The organism is Streptomyces sp. NPDC006544, assembly GCF_040611715.1.
Taxonomy (GTDB): domain Bacteria; phylum Actinomycetota; class Actinomycetes; order Streptomycetales; family Streptomycetaceae; genus Streptomyces.
Window position 1 is genome coordinate 1 of the sequence record NZ_JBEXOV010000108.1, and the last position, 22198, is coordinate 22198.

A 22198-nucleotide genomic window follows, 5' to 3' on the forward strand; every position below is an offset into this window, starting at 1 on the left:
ACGAGCGTTTGCCGCGGTCGATCCGCAGCTGGCGCAAGTCCGCGGCGAACGATGCGAGTTCATCCTTGAATACGGGTGGGTTCTCCATCAGCGCCGGCCCGCCCGTGCGTCCGCCCGCGCGTCCGCCGGGCGCCGGGTCCAGGGCCCGGTCGGGGCTACGCCTCGTACGGGCGGGCCGGCCAGGGGGCGTCGGCGGGGCGCAGCTTCTCGAGGCCGCCCTCGCCGGCCAGGGCCGCCGACAGGGCCAGGACGCCCGTCACCAGCCCCGGGTTGCCGATCTCGCCCGCCAGGACCCCGCGGACCAGGTCGGGCAGCGGCACCCACGCCAGCTGCATGTCCGCCTCCTCCGACCCGGTCTCCGAGTACCGCTCCCCGTCCGCCTCCGAGACCCCGCGCGCGAGGAAGATCCGGATCGCCTCGTCCGAGCCGCCGGGCGAGGCGTAGAAGTCGGCCAGCACCCGCCAGTCCGCGGCCTTGACGTGCGCCTCCTCGGACAGCTCGCGCTGCGCGCCGTGCAGCGGGTTCTCGCCCACCACGTCCAGCATGCCCGCCGGGAGCTCCCACAGCCTGCGCCCCACCGGGTGCCGGTACTGGCTCAGCACCAGCACGCGCTCCGCCTCGTCCAGCGCCAGCACGCACACCGACCCCGGGTGCACCTGGTAGTCGCGCCGCGCCACGGACCCGTCCGGCATCCGGACCTCGTCCGAGGCCACCGCCGTCTTCGCACCCTGGAACGGCCGGCGCGTGGACACCGTCTCCCAGGATTCCGCCGTGTCCTTGATCTCCATGCCCCGAAGCCCTCCACAACGCGCGACAGCCGGGGTACGGATCTCCGTACCCCGGCTGTCTACGTTAGGCGGTCGGCCCCGGCGACCCGATCGAGCGGGTCGCCCGAGCGCTACTTCGCGGCCTGCTGCCGCTCCACCGCGGCCTTGACCAGGCCCGCGAACAGCGGGTGCGGGCGCGTCGGGCGCGAGCGCAGCTCCGGGTGGGCCTGGGTGGCCACCAGGTAGGGGTGCACCTCGCGCGGGTACTCGACGTACTCGACCAGCTTGTTGTCCGGGGAGGTGCCGGAGAAGACCAGGCCGGCCTTCTTCTCCAGCTCTCCGCGGTAGGCGTTGTTGACCTCGTAGCGGTGGCGGTGGCGCTCGTCCACGTACGCCTGGTCGCCGTAGACCTCGCGCACGATGGAACCCTCGGCGAGCTTCGCCGGGTACATGCCCAGACGCATCGTGCCGCCCAGGTCGCCCGCGCCCTCGACGAAGGCCAGCTGCTCCTCCATCGTGGAGATCACCGGGTGCGGGGTGGAGGCGTCGAACTCGGTGGAGTTCGCGTCCTGGATGCCCGCGAGGTTGCGCGCGGCCTCGATGACCACGCACTGCAGGCCCAGGCACAGGCCGAGCAGCGGGATCTTGTTCTCGCGGGCGTAGGTGATCGCGCCGACCTTGCCGTTGACACCGCGGTCGCCGAAGCCGCCGGGCACGCAGATCGCGTCCACGTCCCCGAGCACCTCCGCCGCGCCGGCCGGGGTCTTGCAGTCGTCGGAGGTGACCCACTTGATCTGGACGCGGGCCTTGTTGGCGAACCCGCCGGCGCGCAGCGCCTCGGTCACCGACAGGTAGGCGTCCGGCAGGTCGATGTACTTGCCGACGAGCGCGACCTTGACCTCGTGGTCGGGGTTGTGGACCCGGTCCAGCAGGTCCTCCCAGACGGTCCAGTTGACGTCGCGGAACGGGAGGTCGAGCTTGCGCACGACGTACGCGTCCAGGCCCTCGGTGTGCAGCACCTTGGGGATGTCGTAGATCGACTTGGCGTCGATCGCGGCGACCACGGCCTCCTCGTCGACGTCGCACATCAGCGAGATCTTGCGCTTGATGGAGGTGGGGACGTCGCGGTCGGCGCGCAGCACGATCGCGTCGGGCTGGATGCCGATGTTGCGCAGCGCCGCGACGGAGTGCTGGGTGGGCTTGGTCTTCAGCTCGCCGGAGGGGCCGATGTAGGGCAGCAGCGAGATGTGCACGACGAAGACGTTGTCGCGGCCGACCTCGTGGCGGACCTGGCGGACGGTCTCCAGGAACGGCAGGGACTCGATGTCGCCGACGGTGCCGCCGACCTCGGTGATGACGACGTCGACGTCGTCGGTCGCCATGCGGCGGATGCGGTGCTTGATCTCGTTGGTGATGTGCGGGATGACCTGCACGGTGTCACCGAGGTACTCGCCGCGCCGCTCCTTGGCGATGACCTGCGAGTAGACCTGGCCGGTGGTGACGTTGGCCGAGCCGTCGAGGTCGACGTCGAGGAAGCGCTCGTAGTGGCCGATGTCCAGGTCCGTCTCGGCGCCGTCGTTGGTGACGAACACCTCGCCGTGCTGGAACGGGTTCATCGTGCCCGGGTCGACGTTCAGGTACGGGTCGAGCTTCTGCATCGTGACCCGAAGACCGCGCGCCTTGAGCAGCGCACCCAGGCTCGAGGCCGTCAGGCCCTTGCCGAGGGAGGAAGCGACACCCCCGGTGACGAAGATGTGCTTGGTCGTCATGGATTTGGGCGGCATCGCCAAGAGGGGGCTCCCGTGGTCGCGAGGTGAAGGTGCGTCCGGCGCCTGCCACCGTCGATCCGGAGGGGGTCTCAGGGGGCGCCGAAGCTGCGGTTTCGGGGCTCCTGATTCGCACAGGCAGACCACCGGTCCACGGGATACCAGCCTATCAGCGACGAGGCCGCTCCGCTTCCGGCCACGCGGCGCGGACCCTCCCGCGCACCGTGTCCGCCGCATCGTCCCAGGTCACCCGTTCAGCCGAGTCACATTGTCCCGGCGCTCAGGGGGATCACTAGGGTTTCGTCTTATCCTGCTCGCAGAACGATCACCAGACCGTCGAGCAGCCCCCGCGAACGGCGTAACCCGCTCGGTTCCGGAATCATGGGCGGGGCGCGACGTTCCACACTGATAGGGACGGGAGCCCCGCGCGACCGCGCAATGCCAGCGCCCTTCGGGGCGGACGTGCTGTTCGACTGGAGATGCAACGTGTCCGGGCGCATCGAGGATTACGCACTGATCGGGGACATGCAGACCGCCGCTTTGGTCTGCCGGGACGGGGCGGTGGACTGGTTGTGCCTGCCGCGTTTCGACTCCCATGCCGTGTTCGCGAGCCTTCTCGGCACCGAGGAGCACGGGTTCTGGCGGATCGGCCCGGCCTTCCCGGCCGGCGCCGAGGCCCCGCGCGCCTCGCGCCGCCGTTACCGTGGCGACTCGCTGGTACTGGAGTCGGAGTGGGACACCCCGCGCGGCACGGTCCGAGTGATCGATTTCATGCCTCCCCGCGAGGACCACGCCCCGCAGCTGATCCGCATCGTGGAGGGCATCAGCGGGCGCGTCCCGATGCGCTCCGCGCTGCGCATGCGGTTCAGCTACGGCCGCGTCGTCCCCTGGGTGCACAAGGTCGACGGCCGTACCGTCGCCGTCGCCGGGCCCGACTCGGTCTGGCTGGACACGAAGGCGCAGACGTACGGCAAGGACCTCACCACGTACTCCGACTTCACGGTCGGCCCCGGTGACCGGATGGCCTTCTGCATCAGCTGGCAGCCCTCGCACAAGGAGCCGCCGCAGGCCCCGGAGGCAGAGGAGGCCCTCACGGCCACCACCGACTTCTGGCGGGACTGGGTCGGGCAGTGCACGTACCACGGCCCGTACCGGGAAGCGGTGGTCCGGTCGCTGGTCACCCTCAAGGCCCTCACGTACGCCCCCACGGGCGGGATCGTCGCCGCGCCGACCACCTCCCTCCCCGAGGAGATCGGCGGCGTCCGGAACTGGGACTACCGCTACACCTGGCTGCGCGACGCCGCCATCACCCTCTCCTCGCTGCTGCGCACCGGCTACCGCGACGAGGCCTCCGCCTGGCGGGACTGGCTGCTGCGTGCGGTGGCCGGCGACCCGGAGAACCTGCAGATCATGTACGGGATCGCGGGCGAGCGTGAGCTCGGCGAGACCGAGCTCGACTGGCTCCCCGGGTACGAGGGCTCGCGCCCGGTCCGGGTCGGCAACGGCGCCGCTGGGCAGCTGCAACTCGACGTGTACGGCGAGGTCACCGAGGCCCTGCACCTGGGGCACATGACGGGCCTGGCCCGCAACGACTACGCGTCGCTGCTCCAGCTCAAGCTCATCCGCTACCTGGAGACCCACTGGGACCAGCCGGACGAGGGCATCTGGGAGGTGCGCGGCCCGCGGCGGCACTTCGTGCACTCGAAGGTGATGGCGTGGGTGGCCGTGGACCGCACGATCAAGCTGATCGAGAGCGGGGACGCCGACGGGCCGCTGGAGCGGTGGCGGGAGCTGCGCGACGAGATCCACCAGGACGTGTGCGAGAAGGGCTACGACAAGGAGCGCAACACGTTCACGCAGTCCTACGGCTCGAAGGAGCTGGACGCCTCCCTCCTGCTGATCCCGCAGATGGGCTTCCTGCCGCCGGACGACAAGCGGGTGATCGGCACGATCGAGGCGATCCAGCGCGAACTGTCCACCCCCGACGGCTTCATCCTGCGCTACCCGACGGCGGGCGACGAGGCGGGCGTGGACGGCCTGGAGGGCGACGAGGGGGCCTTCCTCGCGTGCTCGTTCTGGATGGCCGACGACCTGGCGATGATCGGGCGCGTCGACGAGGCCCGCCGCCTCTTCGAGAAGCTGCTGTCCCTGCGCAACGACCTGGGCCTGCTGGCGGAGGAGTGGGATCCCAAGCTCCAGCGGCAGGTCGGCAACTTCCCGCAGGCCTTCAGCCACGTCCCGTTGATCGACACGGCCCTGCGCCTGACGGCGAGCGGCGCCTACGGCGGCTGACTTCCCGCCCCGGGCCGGGGGGCCCGTCCTCCTGCGGATCCCCCGGCCCGGCGCCACGCCCCGCCCGTCTCGCCGCGCCCGCACCCCCGGCCCCGCCTACGCTGAGGAGGTCCCCCGCCTCCGCGAGGAAGGGCCGCAGCCATGACGTCCACTTCCAAGGCGGGCACGGCCCTGACCGCGCTCCGCGAGGACCTCTCCGGCGAGGTCTTCGCCCCGGACGACGCCGGGTACGACGAGGCCCGCACCGTCTTCAACGCCATGGTCGACCGGCGCCCCGCGGTCATCGCCCGGTGCGAGAGCGAAGCTGACGTGGTCACCGCCGTCCGCTTCGCCCGCGAGCTCGACCTGCCGGTCGCCGTGCGCGGCGGCGGGCACAGCGTGGCCGGGATGTCCCTCAACGACGGCGGGCTCGTCATCGACATGCGCCGGATGCACGAGGTCACCGTGCACCCCGCGGCGAAGGCCGTACGGATCGGCGGCGGGGCGTTGATGAGTCACCTGGACCGCGCCTGCCAGCCGTACGCGCTCGCCACCACCGGCGGCCGCGTCTCCACCACCGGCGTCGCCGGCTTCGTCCTGGGCGGCGGCTCCGGCTGGCTGGACCGCGACTTCGGCCTGGCCGTGGACAACCTCCTCGGCGTGGACCTGGTCACCGCCGACGGGCGCACGCTCACCGCGACCGCGGAGGACTTCCCGGAACTGTTCTGGGCCCTGCACGGCGGCGGCGGCAACTTCGGCGTCGCGACCTCCCTGACGCTGCGCCTGCACGAGCTGCCGGAGTTCGCGATGTGCCTGCTCCTGTACCCGCCGGAGTCCGGCCCCGAGGCGCTGCGCGTCTTCCGGGACGTCATCGAGGCCGCCGGGCCCGAGGCCGGCGGCGGCATGATCTACATGACCGGCCCGCCGGAGCCCTTCGTTCCGGATCATCTGGTCGGGACGCTGCTGGCGGGCGCGCTGGTGACCTACGCGGGCGGCGAGGAGGCGCTGCGGGAGCTCGTCGGCCCCCTCCGGTCGCTGCCGCACGTCGCCGAGGTACTGACCGCGATCCCCTACGCGGACCTCCAGTGCATGATGGACGACCCGCCCGGGATGCGGAACTACTGGTCGGCCGAGTACCTGACCGCCCTCCCCGACGAGCTGGTGGACGTGTTCTGCGCCCGCGCCCTCTCGATGCCGGTTCCCAGCGGGACCCAGCACGTCCTGTTCCCGCTGGGCGGGGCCATCACGCGGGGACCGTCGCGGTTCCCGGTGCCGTACCGGGACGCCGCGTGGGCCGTGCACCCCTTCGGCGTCTGGGAGGACCCGGCCGACGACGACCGGTGCCGCCGGTGGGTCAAGGACGTACGGGCCGACGTGCGGCCGTGGAGCACGGGCGCGGTCTACCTGAACTTCACCGGCGACGAGGGCCCGGAGCGGGTCGCGGCCGGACTCGGTACGGAGAACCTGGCCCGGCTGGGCGCCGTGAAGCGGCGGTACGACCCGGACAACGTCTTCCGCTTCAACCACAACATCAAGCCCGGTTAGCCCGGGGAACAGGACGGCCGGTACGGTCCGCGATATGGACAACCAGGGCGGGATCACGGTTCAGCGGGCACTGGAGCTGCCGGGGCTGCGCAGCGGGCTGCCGGAAGTGGTGGCCTGCGCCGACCGGCTGGGCCGCACCGTGCGCTGGGTGCACGCGGGCGAGGTCCCCAACATCGCGTCCCTGCTCAAGGGCGGCGAGCTGCTGCTGACCACGGGGCTCGGCCTCGGTAGCCGGCCCGCCGAGCAGCGCGCCTTCGTGCGGCGCCTCGCCGACCGGGGCATCGCCGCCCTGGTCGTCGAACTGGGCCCGCGCTTCCCCCGGCTGCCCGCCACCCTCGTGGAAACGGCCCGCGCGGCCGGTCTCCCGCTGGTCCAGCTCCACCGGGAGGTCCCCTTCGTCACGGTGACGGAGGAAATCCACACCGAGATCGTCAACGGCCACTACGCCTTGCTCCAGCGCGCCGAGGAGGTCCACCGGCGCTGCACGGAGGCCCTGCTGGGCGGCGGCGGGATCCCCCAGGTCCTGCACGTCCTGGCCGACTTCACGGCCAACCCGGTCTTCCTGGAGACCCCCGACGGGCAGCTGCTGTACGCGGCCGGCCCGGCCGTCGGCGAGGCCGCGGCGGATCCCCTCCAGGTGTGGGAGGGCCTGCGGGGCCAGCGCGCGGCCGAGCCCTCCGGCAACTCCGTGGTGGTCGACGTCCCGGGCGGCGGCCACGGCACGGGGTCCGTCCGCGCGCGGCTGGTCCTGCTGGGTGTGTCCTCGCCGCTGCTGCCCGTGCACCGGATGGCGGCGGAGCGGACGGCGGGCGTACTGGCCGTGGTCCTGATGCAGGCCCGGCAGGAGGACGAGCTGGCGGCGCGCGGCCGCGGCGACTTCCTCACGGACCTGGCCGAGGGCCGGATCTCGGCCGAGGACGCGCCGGCCCAGGCCCGCGTCCTGGGCTTCCGGCCCGGAACCGGCCCCCTCCTCCCCGTCGTCATGCGGCTGTCCTCGGAACTGGGCCCCTCGGGGAACTGGGCCGTGCTGGCGAGGGCGGTCCTGGAGGAACTCGCCTCCGTCGGCGTCCCGGTGCTCCTCGGGGTCCGGCCGGTGGAGGGCCGCGTCCCCCTGCTGGTCTCCCTTCGCTCCGACGCCGAACGCGCGACGGTCGCGGACCGGGTCGCGGCGGCGCTGCGGGCCGGCGTCGAGCGGGCCGGCCTGGACCGGGCGGGGGCTCCGCCGGCGGTGGTCGTCGGCGTCTGCGGCAGCTGGGCGGCGGCCTCGGCGGGCCTGCGCCACGCCGCGGAGACCGCCACGGCGGCCCACGGGCTCCCCGCCCGCCCCTGGTACGACGCACGGCGGCTGGACATCGACCTCCTGCTGTGGCGGCTGCGCGAACACCCGGACCTGGCGGCGTTCGTGGACCGCGCGATCGGGCCGCTCCGCGTCCACGACACGGTGTCCCGCCCGCCCCTGCTGCCGACCCTGGAGACCTACCTGGCGCACGCCGGCCGCAAGGCGGAGACCGCGCGCGAGCTGCACCTGAACCGCCAGACCCTGTACAACCGGCTGGCCCGCATCTCGGAGCTCCTGGGAGCGGACCTGGACGACCCGGAAACGGTCCTCTCCCTCAGCCTGGCCCTGCGCGCCCGCCGCCACGCGACGCCGCCTTCCGCGTGACGCGGCAGCTCCGGTCGCGCGCGCCGGGGCGGCCGGACCCTACCGCCTCCGCGGCACCAGCTCGTCGTACACCGACAGGACCTGCGCGACCGTGTCGTCCTCCGACGGCCACGTCCGCGCCTGCGCCCGCCCGGCCTCCGCCAGCCGCGCCCGCCGCGCGGGATCCGTCAGCAGGTCCGAGACCGCCGCGGCCAGCGCGGCCGCGTCCCCGTACGGGACCAGCACCCCGGCCTCGCCCACCAGCTCCGGCAGGCCCCCGACCGCCGTCGCCACCAACGGCACGCCCGCGCGCAGGGCCTCCTGCGCCAGCGGCGACCGGCCTTCCCACCGGCTCGCCAGGACCGCGACGTCCGCCACCGCCAGCAGCCGCGCGGCGTCCCGCCTGCGGCCGAGCAGGCGCACCGGCAGCCCCTCCAGCTGGATGCGCCGCGCGAGCTCCGCCCGCATCGGGCCCTCCCCCGCGATCACCAGCAGCGGCAGCGGGTCCAGCGTCCGCCACGCCCGTGCCGCGTCCAGCAGTACGGAATATCCGCGCCTCGCCACCAGGCTCCCGACGGCGATCAGCAACGGCCTTTCGACCACGCCCAGTTCGGCCCGCACCTTCCCGGGCTCGAGGACGGCCGAAGGACCCTGCGGCACCGGCGCGGGTACGGCCACCGCCGCGAGCCGCGCGTCCCGCGCCCCCAGCCGCCGGGCCAGGTCGACCTGCGCCGACGAGGCACCGAGGACGATCGCCGCCGCCCGCGCGACGCGCCGTTCCAGCAGCAGGCTCAGCCGGCCCGCCCCGGGGCCTCCGCCGTGCCAGCTGACGACCATGGGGATGCGCCGCCCGCGCAGGGCCAGCGCCGCGCGCAGGCCGGCTCGTACGCCGTGCGCGTGCACCACGTCGGCCTCGACGCACGCGGCGCGCAGGGCGCTCACCGCGTCGGGGGTGAAATGCGCACCGGCGCCGGTGAAGTCGTACTCCCCCTCCGCCTCCACGGGCGCGCACACGGTGACCCGTACGCCCCGGGCGGCGAGCCCGGTGGCCAGCGACCGCACGTGCGCGCCACCGCTCGCACCGCCGAGTACCTGGACGGTGCGCAGGACGGGGACCAGAACCGGGGAGCTGCTCACGGGCCGAAGCTCCAGGGTGAGGGGGCAGATACGTCGCCCAGAATGCCAGTCCGCACGCGCGTTCCGGGACCATACGGGTGCGGATCCCGTACGAGATACGGTTCCGCACCCCAAAGCCTCACTCACACGGGCTAAATGGCTGTCCCGCGCGGGCCGGATCCGGAAGGGACAGCCCTTAGGCCGGCGCCTGCGCCGCGGCGAGCAGTTCCTCCGCGTGCGCCCGCGCCGACACCGAGTCCTCGTGGCCGGCCAGCATGCGCGAGAGCTCGCGGATCCGGGCCTCGCCCTCCAGGACGGTGACGCCGCTCCTGGTCACGGAGCCGTCGTTGGTCTTCTCCACCAGCAGCTGCCGGTCGGCGAAGGCCGCCACCTGCGGCAGGTGGGTGACCACCACGACCTGCGCCGACTTGGCCAGCTTCGCGAGCCGCCGCCCGACCTCGATGGCCGCCTTGCCGCCGACGCCCGCGTCGACCTCGTCGAAGAGGTACGTGGGCACCGGGTCGGAGCCCGCGAAGACGACCTCGACAGCCAGCATCACCCGGGACAGTTCACCGCCCGAGGCACCCTTGGCGATGGGCCTCGGCTGAGCCCCGGGGTGCGGAGCCAGCAGCAGCTCGACCTCGTCGGTGCCCGTGGGACCGTACGCGACGAGGCGGCCGCCGACCTCCACCCCTTCGGGGTCCTCGGTCTGGCGGACGTCGATGGTCACGCGCGCGTGCGGCATCGCCAGCGACGCCAGCTCCTCGGTGACCGCCGACGCGAAGCGCGTCGCGGCCTCGCTCCGCGCCTCGCTCAACGCCTGGGCCAGCTGGGAGAGTTCGAGGCGCAGCCCGTCGCGTTCGGCGGTCAGCTCCTCGATCCGCCCGTCGTCGCCGTCCAGCTCCAGCAGCCGTACGGAGCCCTGCTCGGCCCATTCCAGCACCGACCGCACGGTGTTGCCGGAGTCCCCGTACTTGCGCGTCAGCTGCGTCAGCGCCGCCCGGCGCTCCTCCACGGCCGCCAGCCGCAGCGGGTCGGCGTCCAGGTCGTCGGCGTATCCGGCGAGCTCACCGGCCACGTCCCCGAGCAGGATCCCCAGCTCCCCGATCCGCTCGGCGAGCGCGCCGAGCGCCGGGTCGTGCGCGCGTACGGATTCCAGTGCGCGGTGCGCCCCGGCGACGAGCGCGCCCGCGTCGACGCCCTCCGGGTCCTCGACGTTCCCGGCGAGGGCCGCGTGCGCGGTCTGCGCGGCCGAGGCCAGCGATTCGGCGTGGCCGAGGCGTTCGGCCTCCGCCGCCAGCTCGACGTCCTCGCCGGCGACGGGCTCCACCGCGGCGATCTCGTCGAGCCCGAAACGCAGCAGATCGGCCTCCTGGGCGCGTTCCCGGGCCCGGGTGGTGATCTCTTCGAGTTCCCCGGAGACGGCGCGCAGCCGCCGGTGGGCGGCCGCGTACTTCTCCAGCGGGACGGAGACGGCGTCGCCCGCGTACCGGTCGAGGGCCTGACGCTGCCGGGCGGGCCGGAGCAGGCCCTGCTGATCGGTCTGGCCGTGGACGGCGACGAGGTCTTCGGCGAGTTCCGCGAGGAGTCCGACGGGCACGGAGCGGCCGCCGACGTGGGCGCGCGAGCGGCCCTCCGCGGAAACGGTCCGGCTGATCAGCAGGGCGCCGTCGTCGAGCTCGGCTCCCGCCTCTTCCGCGCGCAGGGCGGCCGGGGCGTCGGCGCGCATGACGACGCGCCCCTCGACCACCGCCGCCTTGGCGCCGATCCGCACCAGGGCGGGGTCGGCCCGTCCGCCGAGCAGCAGCCCGAGGCTGGTGACGACCATCGTCTTGCCCGCGCCGGTCTCGCCGGTCACCGCGGTGAAACCGGGCGACAGCTCGACCACCGCGTCGTCGATGACCCCGAGCGACCGTATCCGCATCTCCTCAAGCACGGGACGACGATACCGAGGTTTCCCGGGTGCCATGTGACGTCACCCGCCCAGAGTTGATCGAACAGTCGTGCTATTTACGTACGACTGCCCACAGATCTGTGCCCACGGAGCTGCTAGTGCGGCGCCCCGCGCCACCCCGACACCGGCAGCGCGAACTTCGCGACCAGCCGGTCCGTGAAGGACGCGTGGTGCAGCCGGGCGAGCCGCACCGGCACCGTCCCCCGCCTGACCTCCACCCGGGACCCGGACGGGAGTTCCACCGTCCGCCGCCCGTCGCACCACAGCACGCCGTGCGGGGTCCCGGTCTGCACCTCCACGGCCAGCACCGAGTCCGGCGAGGTCACCAGCGGCTTCGCGAACAGCGCGTGCGCGCTGATCGGCACCATCAGCAGTGCCTCCACCTCCGGCCAGACCACCGGCCCGCCGGCCGAGAAGGCGTACGCGGTCGAACCCGTCGGAGTCGCGCAGACGATCCCGTCACAGCCGAAGCCGGACACCGGGCGCCCGTCGATCTCCAGCACCACCTCCAGCATCCGCTCCGGGGACACCTTCTGGACGGCCGCCTCGTTCAGCGCCCAGTCCCGGTGCAGCACGTCCCCGTTGGTCCGCACGACCACATCGAGGGTCATCCGCTCCTCGACCTCGTACGACCGCGCCACGACCCGGTCCACGACCTTGTCCAGGTCGTCCCGCTCGGCCTCCGCGAGGAACCCGACCCGGCCCAGGTTGACGCCCAGCATCGGCACCCCCGAGCCGCGCGCGAACTCCGCGCCGCGCAGCAGGGTCCCGTCGCCGCCCAGCACGATCAGCAGCTCACACCCGTCGAACACCTCCGGGGTGCACTCGGCCACGAGCTCCACCTCGGGCGGCAGCGGCAGGTCCACCGCCTCGTGCTCCAGGACCCGTACGCCCAGCCCGTTCTTCAGCAGCCCCTGCACCACCAGCTCGGCACTGCGGATGGCCGCCGGCCGCCCGGTGTGCGCGAGCAGGAAGACGGTCCGCTGACCCGTTTCCCCCGACTGCCCTGTTCCCCCCGACCGCGCCGGTCCAGCCGACTGTGCCGGGTCCCCCGAAAGCTCTGTCACTGCGGCCCCTCCGCCACTGCACGGTCAACATCCGCCGGATCGGGCTCCGGTGCCCCGGCCCGAAGCCACAGAAAATACTCGACGTTGCCCGAGGGGCCCGGCAGCGGGCTCGCGGTCACCCCGACCACCCCGAGGCCCAGCTTCCAGGCCTGGGCCGCGACGTCCCGCACGGCCTGCGCCCTCAGCTCCGGGCTGCGCACCACGCCGCCGCTGCCCAGGCGGTCCTTGCCCACCTCGAACTGCGGCTTGACCATCAGCACCAGGTCCGCGTCCGGCGCGCAGCACCGTACGAGCGCCGGGAGCACCAGGCCGATCGAGATGAAGGAGAGGTCACCGACGACCAGGTCCACGGGGAGCCCGTCGAGCTGCTCGACCGTCAGCTCGCGCACGTTCGTCCGGTCCTTGACGGTGACCCGGTCGTCGCTCTGCAGCGACCAGGCGAGCTGGCCGTAGCCGACGTCCACGGCCATGACGTGGGCCACACCCGCGCGCAGCAGCACGTCCGTGAATCCGCCGGTCGAGGCGCCCGCGTCCAGCGCCCGGCGCCCTTCGACGAGCAGCCCCTGCGGCCGGAAGGCCGCGAGGGCTCCCGCCAGCTTGTGGCCGCCCCGCGACACGTAGTCGGGGTCGTCGTCGTCCTTGAGGACGACGAGGGCCGCGCTGGTCTCGACCTGGGTGGCCGCCTTCGTCGCGGTACTGCCCCCCACCGTCACCCGGCCAGCGGCGATGAGCTGCGCGGCGTGCTCGCGCGAGCGGGCCATGCTGCGGCGTACCAGTTCGGCGTCCAGGCGGCGGCGTGCCACTCCTGCCACGTTCGGCTCAGCTCCTGTTTTCGTGCGGACGGGGGCCCACGGGTGCGTCCAGCGCCGTCAGCGCGTCGCGCAGCCCCCTGTGTACATCCTCGTACACCTCGACGTGCCCGTCCGCCGGCAGGCGGTCCGCGTCGGCCAGCCGCTCCAGGCGCGCGTCCACCGCGGCGTGTCCCGTGGCGGTGCGTACGACCCCGAGCGCGGCCGGCCCCGCGGGCGCCCCGCCGGCTTCGGACGGGGCCCCTCCCGTTCCGTCGGGCTCGCCGGGCGGAGGCCCGGCCAGGTCCCCGGCCCGGTACCCGGTGCCGTCCTCGGATCGCGCGGCGGGGGCCACGGGCGGGTCCTGCGGCACGGAGGACACTTCGTCGGTCATGCCCCTGACGCTACCCCCCGGCGCGACGGCGGCCACCCTCAACTCTGCGGTACGGTCGTGATCACGATGGCTACGATCGAAGAGTGCCGTGCAGCACTCGACCAACTCTCCGGCAATCTCGCGCGGGCCGACGCCGACGTGCGCGGTGCGACGGCGCTCGACCGCTCCCTGAGCTGCCACATCACCGACCTGGACCAGACCTTCACCGGCCGCCTCGACGGAGGCCGGATCCGGGTGGACGCCGTGGCCCCCGGGCCTCCGCCCGCCAAGGCCGAGATCCGGCTCGCCATGACCGGCGACGACTTGCTCGCGCTGGTCTCGGGCGAGCTGAAGTTCGCCAAGGCCTGGGCCTCGGGCCGGGTCCGCCTGGAGGCGGGCTTCCGCGACCTGCTGAAGCTCAAGAGCCTGCTCTAGCGCGGTGGCCGGGCGGGGCGCCCGGCCCCGGCCCGGCGCCCCGCCCGGTCGCCCGGTCGCCGTACTAGACCGGGGCCTTCGTACGGGCCCTGCGGGCCGCCGGGATCACCAGCGGGGTCCCCGTCTCCGGGTCGTCGATGATCTGGCAGCGCAGCCCGAAGACCCGCTCGACCAGCTCCGCCGTGACCACCTCGGCCGGCGGCCCCTCGGCGACGACCTTCCCGTCCCGCATCGCGATCAGGTGCGTGGCGTAGCGGGCCGCGTGGTTGAGGTCGTGGAGCACGGCGACCAGGGTCCGGCCCTGGTTCTCGTGCAGCTCCGCGCACAGGTCCAGCACGTCGATCTGGTGCTGGATGTCCAGGTACGTCGTCGGCTCGTCCAGGAGCAGCAGCGGTGTCTGCTGCGCCAGCGCCATCGCGATCCACACGCGCTGGCGCTGGCCGCCCGAGAGCTCGTCCACGGCCCGGTCCGCGAGCTCGGCGACCCCGGTGGCGGCCATCGACTCGTCCACGATCCGCTCGTCCTCGGCCGACCACTGGCGCAGCAGACCCTGGTGCGGGTAGCGGCCGCGCGAGACCAGGTCGCAGACCGTGATGCCGTCGGGCGCGATCGAGGACTGCGGCAGCAGCCCCAGCGTCTTGGCGACCTTCTTCGCGGGCATCGACCCGATGGCCTCCCCGTCCAGCAGCACCCGCCCCCGCGCGGGCTTGAGCATCCGCGAGAGGGCGCGCAGCAGGGTGGACTTGCCGCAGGCGTTGGGGCCGACGATCACGGTGAAGGAGTTGTCCGGGATCTCCACCGACAGGTTCTCGGCGATGACCCGCTGTTCATAGCCGAGGGTCACGTTCTCCGCGGTCAGCCGCTGCACTTGCCTGCTCCTCTGGTTGCTCATGCCCCTCTGATTGCTCATGCCCCTCTGGTTCCTCATATGCGGCCCGCCTTGCGCTCGGTGACGAGCAGCCAGAGCAGGTAGACGCCGCCGACCAGGCCCGTCACGACGCCCACCGGCAGTTGGTCGGGGCCGAAGGCCCGCTGGGAGGCCCAGTCGGACACCATCAGCAGGAGGGCGCCCATCAGCGCCCCGGTCAGCAGGCTCGCCCCGGGCGAGCGGGTCAGCCGGCGCGCCAGCTGCGGCGCGGCCAGCGCGACGAAGCTGATCGGCCCGGCGGCGGCGCTGGCCGCGGTGGTCAGCAGGATCGCCGCCACCATCAGCAGCAGCCGGGTCCGCTCGACCCGCACGCCGAGGGCGTACGCCGCGTCGTCGCCCATCTCGATCATCCTCAGCGCCCGGCTCCGGCCGAGGATCAGCGGGAACAGCACCGCGCAGGTGGCGAGCAGCGGCCAGACCTGGGCCCAGTCCCGGCCCGCGAGCGAGCCGGTCAGCCAGACCATCGCGCGGGTCGCCTCGACGAGCTGTGCCTTCGTCAGCAGGTACTGGATGACGGCGATCAGCATCGCGGAGGCGCCGATGCCGACGAGGACCAGCCGGTAGCCGTGGATGCCTTGCCTGTAGGCGAGCAGGTACACGAGGAGGCCGGCGACCACACCGCCCACCAGCGCGCCCACGGCCACCTGGCCGGCGCCGCCGTTGAACAGGACGATGACGACCAGCGCGCCGACGGCCGAGCCGTAGCCGAAGCCCAGTACGTCGGGGGAGCCGAGGGGGTTGCGCGAGACGGACTGGAAGACGGCGCCGGACATGCCGAGGGCCGCGCCGACGAGCACGGCGACCAGGACCCGCGGCAGCCGCAGGTCGTTGATGACGAAGTCGTGCGCGGGAGTGCCGTCGCCCAGCAGGGTCCGTACGACGTCCCACGGGGCGATCTGGAAGTCGCCGGTGCCGATGAGGACCACCGCCATGGCCAGCGCGAGCACCAGGAGCAGCACTCCCACGCCCAGCGCCCGCCGCTCGACGCGCAGCGACACTCCGCCGGGCAGGTGCAGCGGCCGGGGTCCGGGGCGGCCCGGGCGCGCCTTTCGGGGTGCGGCGGTCACGGTCACAGCTGGGCCATCCTCTTGCGCCGGACGAGGTAGATGAAGACGGGGCCGCCGACGAGGGCGGTGACGATGCCGACCTGGAGTTCGGCGGGCCGGGTGACCACGCGGCCGATGACGTCGGCGCCGAGCAGCAGGACGGGCGAGAGCACCGCCGAGTAGGCGAGCACCCAGCGCATGTCCGGCCCGGTGAACACCCGTACGAGGTGCGGGACCATCAGGCCGACGAAGACGATCGGCCCGCAGGCGGCGGTCGCCGCCCCGCACAGCAGGGTGATGGCGATCATCGCGCCGATCCGGGTCCGCGTCAGGTTCGCGCCGAGCGCCCGCGCGGTGTCGTCGCCCATGGCCATGGCGTTGAGCGGCCGGCCGAGGGTGAGCGCGAGCACGGCGCCGGCCAGCAGGAACGGCGCCACCTGCTGGACGGTGTCCATGGTGGCGGAGGCGAGCGAACCGACGGTCCAGAAGCGGAGCTTGTCCAGCGCCTTGCTGTCCATCAGCTGCACGGCGTTGATGTAGCCGACGAGGGCCGCGCTGGCCGCCGTACCGGCGAGCGCGAGCCGCACCGGCGTGGCGCTGCGGCTGCCGCCGAGCAGGTACACGACCACGGAGACGACGGCGGCGCCGAGGAAGGCCCACCACACGAACGCGTCGAGCGAGTCCGCTCCGAGGAAGCTGATGGCCGATACGACGGCGGCCGCGGCCCCGGCGTTGACGCCGAGGATGCCGGGCTCGGCCAGCGGATTGCGGGTCAGGGCCTGCATCACGGCGCCGGAGAGGCCGAGGCCGAGGCCGACGAGCACGCCGAGGAGGGTGCGCGGCACCCGCAGGTCGCGCACCACGACGTCGGAGGTCGTACCGGAGTAGTGGAACAGGCCGTGCCAGACGTCCTGGAGGGGCATCTGCTTGGCACCGACGGCGATGCTCGCCACCGCGATCAGCGCGAGCACGCCGAAGGCGGCCAGCAGACCGGCGGCGCGCACGCCGTGGCGCGAGCGGGGGGCGGCGACCGGCGCCGCGCTCTGTTCGGGGGGACTCTCGACCAACACGGAAGTTAGGTTAGCCTAATCTTGCCCGTGCTCGAATCCCCCGAACGGCCCCTCGCGCCACGCCGTCCGGCGGCGGCGTCCCTTCGGGAACCCCGGTTCCCGAGGCCCCTACAGCCCCAGCTTGGCCAGCGCCTTGGCCGCGTCCAGCCCGCACGAACCGTCCCCGGCGTGCGTCCAGGCAGCCGCGCACAGGGCCCGCAGCCCGTCGACCGCGTCGTCGGACGCGCCGGCGTCAGCGGCACCGCCGTCCCCGGCCCCGTCCCGTGAACCGTCCCGCGCACCGTCCCGCGCACCGTCGTCCCCGCCCCGCAGCTCCAGTACGCCGTCCAGCGCGACCGCGGTCCAGCGCCCGCAGCGGAAGCCCGCGGCGGCGGTGTCGGCGCCGTCCGCCCCGCCGTCCGTACCGCCGCCGACCGCCACCACCTCCGGCTGCCCGGTCAGCATCCCGCGCAGGTCCCGGTCCACGTACGTCGGCCGGCACTTCGGCTCGGCCCGCAGCAGCTGCGCCGCGTCCGTCACCCCGGTCAGGACCAGCAGCGAGTCCACGTCCCCGTTGAACGCGCCCTCGATGTCGGTGTCCAGCCGGTCACCGACCACCAGCGGCCGCTTCGCCCCGGTCCGCAGCACGGTCTCCCGGTGCATCGGGGGCAGCGGCTTACCGGCGACCTGCGGCTCGGCGCCCGTGGCGATCCGCACCACCTCCACGGCGGCCCCGTTCCCCGGCGCGATCCCCCGCGCGCCCGGAATGGTCAGATCGGTGTTCGAGGCGTACCACGGCACCCCCCGGTTGATCGCGTACGAGGCCTCCGCGAACCGCCCCCACGGCAGGTCCGGTCCCCCGTACCCCTGGACCACGGCCGCGAGCCCCTCCTCCTCGGCGGAGTCCACCGGCACCAGCCCGCGCTCGCGCAGCGCGACCCGCAGCCCCTCGCCGCCGATGACCAGTACCTTCGCCCCCGGCTCCACCTGCTCCGCGATGAGCCGGGCCACCGCCTGCGCGGAGGTGATCACCTCGGCGGCCTCCGTCGGGATCCCGAGCTCGCCCAGGTGCTCCGCGACCGCGTCCGGGGTGCGCAGCGCGTTGTTCGTGACGTACGCGAGGTGCATCCCGTCGGCTCGCGCCGCGGCGAGCGACTCCACGGCGTGCGCGATGGCCTCGCCGCCCGCGTACACCACCCCGTCGAGGTCGAGCAGGGCCGTGTCGTACGCCTCGTGCAGATTCCGCTCACTGCCCGCGGGACTGGTCCTGCTCTGCCGGGTCATGGTGTCCGCTCCTCCTGGGTCCTCCCAGCGGTGGCTGGGGGAGATCGATCTTGTCCGGTTTCCGTCCTGCCCCGATCATCCCGCATGACGAGACGCGTCTTACGATGCACCAATGACCACATCTGGCACCGCGGACCGTGGACTGCGGCTGATCCCGTTCCACGGCCTGCGCTATGTCCCCGAGCGCGTCGGCAGCCTGGCCGCCGTCACCTCACCGCCGTACGACGTGGTCGTGCGCCCCGACGGACTCGACCACCTCGAGTCCGCCGATCCCCACAACATCGTCCGCCTGATCCTTCCCCAGGCCGACACCCCCGCCGCACGCAACCAGCAGGCGGCGCGCACGCTGCGCGACTGGCTCGCCGAGGGCGTCCTCAGCGCCGACCCCGAGCCCGCTCTCTACGTCTACGAGCAGCGCAGGGGCGGCCTGTTGCAGCGCGGGCTCATCGGCGCCCTGGCCCTGTCCGCCGCGGACGCGGGCGTCGTCCTGCCCCACGAGGACGTCATGCCGCACGTGGTCACCGACCGCGCGGGCCTGATGCGGGCCACCTCGGCCAACCTGGAACCGCTCCTCCTCACCTACCTCGGCGACGACCCGTCCGCGGGCGCGGCCGCGGTCGTCGAACGGACCGCGCGCCGGGCCCCGCTGTTCTCCACCACCACCGAGGACGGCTTCCAGCACCGCCTGTGGTCGGTCACCGACCCGGCCGACCTGGCCGCCATCACCGCGGACCTGGGCGAGCGCCAGGCCCTCATCGCCGACGGCCACCACCGCTGGGCCACGTACCTGCGCCTCCAGGAGGAGCACGGCTCCCCCACCGCCTGGGACTTCGGCCTGGTCCTCCTCGTGGACACCGCCCGCTATCCCCTCCAGGTCCGCGCCATCCACCGGCTGCTCCGCCGCCTCCCCCTGCGCGACGCGCTGGCCACCCTCGAGGGCCACTTCCGGGTCCGTCCGGTCGACGGCCCGCTGCCGCTGGCCATGGAGGCCCTCGAGGAGGCCGCGGAACGCGGCAACGCCTTCCTCCTCACCGGCGACGGCACCTTCCACCTGGTCACCGACCCGGACCCGGCGCTCATCGCCCGTACGGTCCGCCGCGACCGCCCCGAGGCGTGGCGCCGGCTCGACGCCACCGTGCTGCACGCGACCCTGCTCGACACCCTCTGGGACGTCCCCGACACCCCCGACCAGATCGTCTACATCCACGACACCGAGGCCACGGTCGAGATGGCGGAGCGGATCGACGGCACGGCGGTCCTGATGCACCCCGTACGGGAGGCGGTCGTCCGGGACCTGGCCCGCCAGGGCGTGACGATGCCCCGCAAGTCCACGTCCTTCGGTCCGAAACCGGCCACCGGCCTGGTCCTGCGCAGCCTGGACTGACCGGATCGGCCATCGGATTCCGGATACGGGAAAGGGCGGTACCCCCACCGGGTACCGCCCTTTCTCAGCTACCTCAGCTCACTCAGCCCTGGTCGCGGTCGTCCTCGTCCAGGACGACGACCTCGTCGGTGAGGTCGGCATCGGCGTCGCCGCCGATCTCGCCCTCGTACTCGTCGTCGTCCTCGTCGTAGTACTCGGCCTGGTCGGAGGCACGCTCGGCGGCCACGACCTCGGGGTCGTCGTCGTCCTCGTCGTCGTCGAACTCGTCCTCGGCCTCGCGGTCGAGGTCGGCGTCCGGGGCCTCGTCGCCGTCGATGTCGGCCTCGTCGTCACCGCCGGCGGCGTCGACGAACTCGACCCCGTCCAGCTCGGCGAGCCGGTCGGAGGCGTCCGTGGCCCCGTCCTTGTCGGCCTCGAGGGTCTTGGCGAACCACTCGCGCGCCTCGTCCTCACGGCCGGCCGCCAGCAGGGCGTCCGCATAGGCGTACCGCAGACGCGCGGTCCACGGCTGCACGGAGTGGGAGGCCAGCTCGGGGCTCTGCAGGGTGACGATGGCGGCGTCGAGCTGGTCCATGTCCCGACGGGCACCGGCCGCGACCAGACGCATCTCGACCTGGCCGGCCTTGTCCAGCTTCTGCACCTCGGGCTCGCCGGCCATGGTCAGCGCCCGCTCCGGACGGCCGAGACCGCGCTCGCAGTCGGCGATGACGGGCCACAGCTCCACGGAGCCGGTCATCCGCTTGGCGGCGCGGAATTCCGCGATCGCCTCGGCGTACTTCTGCGTGGCGTACGCGGCGAAGCCGGCGGCTTCGCGCACGGCGGCGACACGGGAGGCCAGACGCAGGGCGATGCGCGAGTACGCGTACGCCTGCTCCGGGTCCTCGTCGATCAGCCGGGCCACCATGACCAGGTTCTTCGAGACTTCCTCGGCCAGGCCCTTGGGCAGGCTCAGGAGCTCCTGACGGACATCCGAGTCGATCTCGAAGCCGGTGACGTCGTCGTCGATCGGAAGCCGCTTGACCGGGTCGCGGTCGGAGCGGAAGTCGCGGTCGCCGCCACGGTCGTCGCGACCGCGGAACCCACCGCGATCGCCGCCGCCACGGTCGTCACGGCGCGGGTAGCTCGGGCGGTCGCCGCCACGGTCGTCACGGCCGCCGCGGAACCCACCGCGGTCGTCGTCACGGCGCGGGTAGCTGGGCCGGTCGCCGCCACGGTCGTCACGGCCGCCGCGGAACCCGCCACGGTCGTCGTCACGGCGGGGGTAGCTCGGGCGGTCGCCGCCACGGTCGTCACGACGCGGGTAGGAGGGGCGGTCGCCACCACCGGTGGGACGGCCGCCACGGTCGTCGTCACGGCGCGGGTAGCTCGGACGGTCGCCGCCACGGTCGTCACGACGGGGGAAGGAGGGGCGGTCGCCGCGGTCGTTGCCGCGGAAGCCACCACCGGAGGGGCGGTCGCCGCGGTCGTCGCGACGGAAACCGCCACCGGCCGGACGGTCGCTGCCACCACGGTCGTCACGACGCGAGTAGGACGGGCGGTCGCCACCACCGGTGGGACGGCCACCGCGGTCGTCGTCACGGCGCGGGTACGAGGGACGGTCGCCGCCACGGTCGTCGCGGCCGCCGCGGAACCCACCGCGGTCGTCGTCACGGCGGGGGTAGCTCGGACGGTCGCCGCCGCGGTCGTCACGACGCGGGAAGGAGGGGCGGTCGCCGCGGTCGTTGCCGCGGAAGCCACCACCGGAGGGACGGTCGCCACGGTCATCGCGACGGAAACCGCCACCGGCCGGACGGTCGCTGCCGCCACGGTCGTCACGACGCGGGTAGGAGGGGCGGTCGCCACCACCGGTGGGACGGCCACCGCGGTCGTCGTCACGGCGGGGGTAGCTCGGACGGTCCCCACCGCGGTCGTCACGACGGGGGAAGGAGGGGCGGTCGCCGCGGTCGTTGCCGCGGAAGCCACCACCGGAGGGGCGGTCGCCGCGGTCGTCGCGACGGAAACCGCCACCGGCCGGACGGTCGCTGCCACCACGGTCGTCACGACGCGGGTACGAGGGACGGTCGCCACCACCGGTGGGACGGCCGCCACGGTCGTCGTCACGGCGCGGGTAGCTCGGACGGTCCCCGCCACGGTCATCGCGGCGCGGGTACGAGGGACGGTCGCCACCACCCGTGGGACGGCCACCACGGTCGTCACGGCGGAAGCCGCCACCGGCCGGCCGGTCACCACGGTCATCGCGACGGAACGGCGGACGGTCGCCGCCACGGTCGTCACGGCCCCCGCGGTAGCCGCCCCTGTCACCGCCGTCGTTGCGCCGAGGCTCGCGCTCCGGACGATCGTCGGGAGAGTTGGACATGGGTGTGACTCCTGTCTTCGGGGTACCGCTAGTCATTCTCGCGCAACCAACCCATGGCCGCGCTTCGGCGTAAAGCTTTGGAAAACAAAAAGACCCCCGATCCAGCGTTGAACGCTGGACCAGGGGTCCTTTGAAAAATTGTTCGGCGGTGTCCTACTCTCCCACAGGGTCCCCCCTGCAGTACCATCGGCGCTGAAAGGCTTAGCTTCCGGGTTCGGAATGTAACCGGGCGTTTCCCTAACGCTATGACCACCGAAACCCTAATCGGTTTCGAGCGAACAAGCACACTTTGTAGTTATGTTCTAGCTCTAGAAACCAGCAACAGTTCGTTGCTTCAGAACTAACACAGTGGACGCGAGCAACTGAGGACAAGCCCTCGGCCTATTAGTACCAGTCAGCTCCACCCGTTACCGGGCTTCCACATCTG

At 73.3% G+C, this 22198-nt stretch carries 17 protein-coding genes, 1 rRNA gene and 1 pseudogene; 5 read left to right on the plus strand and 14 right to left on the minus strand.

The window, feature by feature from the left end; all coding sequences use genetic code 11:
* Window positions 1-155: 155 nt before the first annotated feature.
* Both ABZY44_RS32250 and ABZY44_RS32255 read right to left on the minus strand, forming a co-directional pair.
* Entirely contained in the window at window positions 156-788 is a 633-nt protein-coding gene (locus ABZY44_RS32250) for an NUDIX hydrolase (RefSeq protein WP_356660072.1), read from the minus strand.
* A 110-nt stretch (window positions 789-898) separates the two neighbouring features.
* On the minus strand, window positions 899-2551 hold the full coding sequence (locus ABZY44_RS32255) for a CTP synthase (RefSeq protein WP_356660074.1): 1653 nt from the start codon (window positions 2549-2551) through the stop codon (window positions 899-901).
* A gap of 420 nt (window positions 2552-2971) precedes the next feature.
* Here ABZY44_RS32255 and ABZY44_RS32260 point away from each other — a divergent pair, with 420 nt between their 5' ends.
* The 3 genes from ABZY44_RS32260 to ABZY44_RS32270 all read left to right on the plus strand — a co-directional run bounded on the left by ABZY44_RS32260 (window position 2972) and on the right by ABZY44_RS32270 (window position 8012).
* Window positions 2972-4825, plus strand: coding sequence for a glycoside hydrolase family 15 protein (locus tag ABZY44_RS32260; RefSeq protein WP_356660076.1), 1854 nt, complete (start codon window positions 2972-2974; stop codon window positions 4823-4825).
* Between the two features lie 141 nt (window positions 4826-4966).
* Window positions 4967-6349 (plus strand): FAD-binding oxidoreductase, encoded by a 1383-nt coding sequence (locus ABZY44_RS32265; protein ID WP_356660078.1) that lies wholly within the window; start codon window positions 4967-4969, stop codon window positions 6347-6349.
* A 34-nt stretch (window positions 6350-6383) separates the two neighbouring features.
* On the plus strand, window positions 6384-8012 hold the full coding sequence (locus ABZY44_RS32270; RefSeq protein WP_356660080.1) for a PucR family transcriptional regulator: 1629 nt from the start codon (window positions 6384-6386) through the stop codon (window positions 8010-8012).
* Between the two features lie 39 nt (window positions 8013-8051).
* Here ABZY44_RS32270 and ABZY44_RS32275 read toward each other — a convergent pair whose 3' ends face one another.
* From ABZY44_RS32275 to ABZY44_RS32295, 5 genes are all read right to left on the minus strand, one after another.
* Window positions 8052-9128: a glycosyltransferase family 4 protein gene (locus ABZY44_RS32275; protein WP_356660082.1), complete on the minus strand. Its 1077-nt coding sequence runs from the start codon at window positions 9126-9128 to the stop codon at window positions 8052-8054.
* A 175-nt stretch (window positions 9129-9303) separates the two neighbouring features.
* Window positions 9304-11031: a DNA repair protein RecN gene (gene recN, locus ABZY44_RS32280; protein ID WP_356660098.1), complete on the minus strand. Its 1728-nt coding sequence runs from the start codon at window positions 11029-11031 to the stop codon at window positions 9304-9306.
* Window positions 11032-11156: 125 nt separating this feature from the next.
* Window positions 11157-12032, minus strand: coding sequence for an NAD kinase (locus tag ABZY44_RS32285; protein ID WP_356660100.1), 876 nt, complete (start codon window positions 12030-12032; stop codon window positions 11157-11159).
* Window positions 12033-12124: 92 nt separating this feature from the next.
* On the minus strand, window positions 12125-12940 hold the full coding sequence (locus tag ABZY44_RS32290; RefSeq protein ID WP_356660084.1) for a TlyA family RNA methyltransferase: 816 nt from the start codon (window positions 12938-12940) through the stop codon (window positions 12125-12127).
* 7 nt (window positions 12941-12947) lie between these two features.
* Window positions 12948-13310 (minus strand): hypothetical protein, encoded by a 363-nt coding sequence (locus tag ABZY44_RS32295; RefSeq protein ID WP_356660086.1) that lies wholly within the window; start codon window positions 13308-13310, stop codon window positions 12948-12950.
* 66 nt (window positions 13311-13376) lie between these two features.
* On the opposite strand from ABZY44_RS32295, the gene ABZY44_RS32300 reads away from it, so the two are divergent.
* On the plus strand, window positions 13377-13724 hold the full coding sequence (locus ABZY44_RS32300) for an SCP2 sterol-binding domain-containing protein (RefSeq protein WP_356660088.1): 348 nt from the start codon (window positions 13377-13379) through the stop codon (window positions 13722-13724).
* Window positions 13725-13788: 64 nt separating this feature from the next.
* Here the strand turns inward: ABZY44_RS32300 and ABZY44_RS32305 are convergent, their stop codons facing one another.
* From ABZY44_RS32305 to ABZY44_RS32320, 4 genes are all read right to left on the minus strand, one after another.
* Window positions 13789-14634 carry an ABC transporter ATP-binding protein gene (locus ABZY44_RS32305; RefSeq protein ID WP_356660090.1) on the minus strand — a complete coding sequence of 282 codons (846 nt, stop codon included), beginning with the start codon at window positions 14632-14634 and terminating at the stop codon, window positions 13789-13791.
* Window positions 14635-14648: 14 nt separating this feature from the next.
* On the minus strand, window positions 14649-15668 hold the full coding sequence (locus ABZY44_RS32310; protein WP_356660102.1) for an iron chelate uptake ABC transporter family permease subunit: 1020 nt from the start codon (window positions 15666-15668) through the stop codon (window positions 14649-14651).
* Between the two features lie 53 nt (window positions 15669-15721).
* Window positions 15722-16768, minus strand: a complete 1047-nt coding sequence (locus ABZY44_RS32315; RefSeq protein ID WP_356660092.1) for an iron chelate uptake ABC transporter family permease subunit — start codon at window positions 16766-16768, stop codon at window positions 15722-15724.
* Between the two features lie 108 nt (window positions 16769-16876).
* Window positions 16877-18031, minus strand: a complete 1155-nt coding sequence (locus tag ABZY44_RS32320) for an HAD-IIA family hydrolase (protein ID WP_356660094.1) — start codon at window positions 18029-18031, stop codon at window positions 16877-16879.
* A gap of 112 nt (window positions 18032-18143) precedes the next feature.
* Between ABZY44_RS32320 and ABZY44_RS32325 the strand changes: the two genes are divergently transcribed.
* A complete protein-coding gene (locus ABZY44_RS32325) occupies window positions 18144-19415 on the plus strand; it encodes a DUF1015 domain-containing protein (protein WP_356660096.1) in 1272 nt (423 codons plus the stop codon).
* An 82-nt stretch (window positions 19416-19497) separates the two neighbouring features.
* Here the strand turns inward: ABZY44_RS32325 and ABZY44_RS32330 are convergent, their stop codons facing one another.
* From ABZY44_RS32330 to rrf, 3 genes and pseudogenes are all read right to left on the minus strand, one after another.
* Window positions 19498-20367 (minus strand): hypothetical protein, encoded by an 870-nt coding sequence (locus ABZY44_RS32330; protein ID WP_356660104.1) that lies wholly within the window; start codon window positions 20365-20367, stop codon window positions 19498-19500.
* Between the two features lie 606 nt (window positions 20368-20973).
* Window positions 20974-21690: pseudogene (locus ABZY44_RS32335) on the minus strand (tetratricopeptide repeat protein); the annotation flags it as partial.
* A gap of 221 nt (window positions 21691-21911) precedes the next feature.
* Window positions 21912-22028 (minus strand): 5S ribosomal RNA (gene rrf / locus ABZY44_RS32340).
* Between the last annotated feature and the right edge of the window lie 170 nt (window positions 22029-22198).

Excerpts from the sequence above, each read along its gene's own strand:
- ABZY44_RS32250 (WP_356660072.1), bottom strand. The coding sequence starts at position 788 with ATGGAGATCAAGGACACGGCGGAATCCTGGGAGACGGTGTCCACGCGC.
- ABZY44_RS32255 (WP_356660074.1), bottom strand. The coding sequence starts at position 2,551 with ATGCCGCCCAAATCCATGACGACCAAGCACATCTTCGTCACCGGGGGT.
- ABZY44_RS32260 (WP_356660076.1), top strand. The coding sequence starts at position 2,972 with ATGCCAGCGCCCTTCGGGGCGGACGTGCTGTTCGACTGGAGATGCAAC.
- ABZY44_RS32265 (WP_356660078.1), top strand. The coding sequence starts at position 4,967 with ATGACGTCCACTTCCAAGGCGGGCACGGCCCTGACCGCGCTCCGCGAG.
- ABZY44_RS32270 (WP_356660080.1), top strand. The coding sequence starts at position 6,384 with ATGGACAACCAGGGCGGGATCACGGTTCAGCGGGCACTGGAGCTGCCG.
- recN (WP_356660098.1), bottom strand. The coding sequence starts at position 11,031 with ATGCGGATACGGTCGCTCGGGGTCATCGACGACGCGGTGGTCGAGCTG.
- ABZY44_RS32295 (WP_356660086.1), bottom strand. The coding sequence starts at position 13,310 with ATGACCGACGAAGTGTCCTCCGTGCCGCAGGACCCGCCCGTGGCCCCC.
- ABZY44_RS32300 (WP_356660088.1), top strand. The coding sequence starts at position 13,377 with ATGGCTACGATCGAAGAGTGCCGTGCAGCACTCGACCAACTCTCCGGC.
- ABZY44_RS32305 (WP_356660090.1), bottom strand. The coding sequence starts at position 14,634 with ATGAGCAATCAGAGGGGCATGAGCAACCAGAGGAGCAGGCAAGTGCAG.
- ABZY44_RS32320 (WP_356660094.1), bottom strand. The coding sequence starts at position 18,031 with ATGACCCGGCAGAGCAGGACCAGTCCCGCGGGCAGTGAGCGGAATCTG.
- ABZY44_RS32325 (WP_356660096.1), top strand. The coding sequence starts at position 18,144 with ATGACCACATCTGGCACCGCGGACCGTGGACTGCGGCTGATCCCGTTC.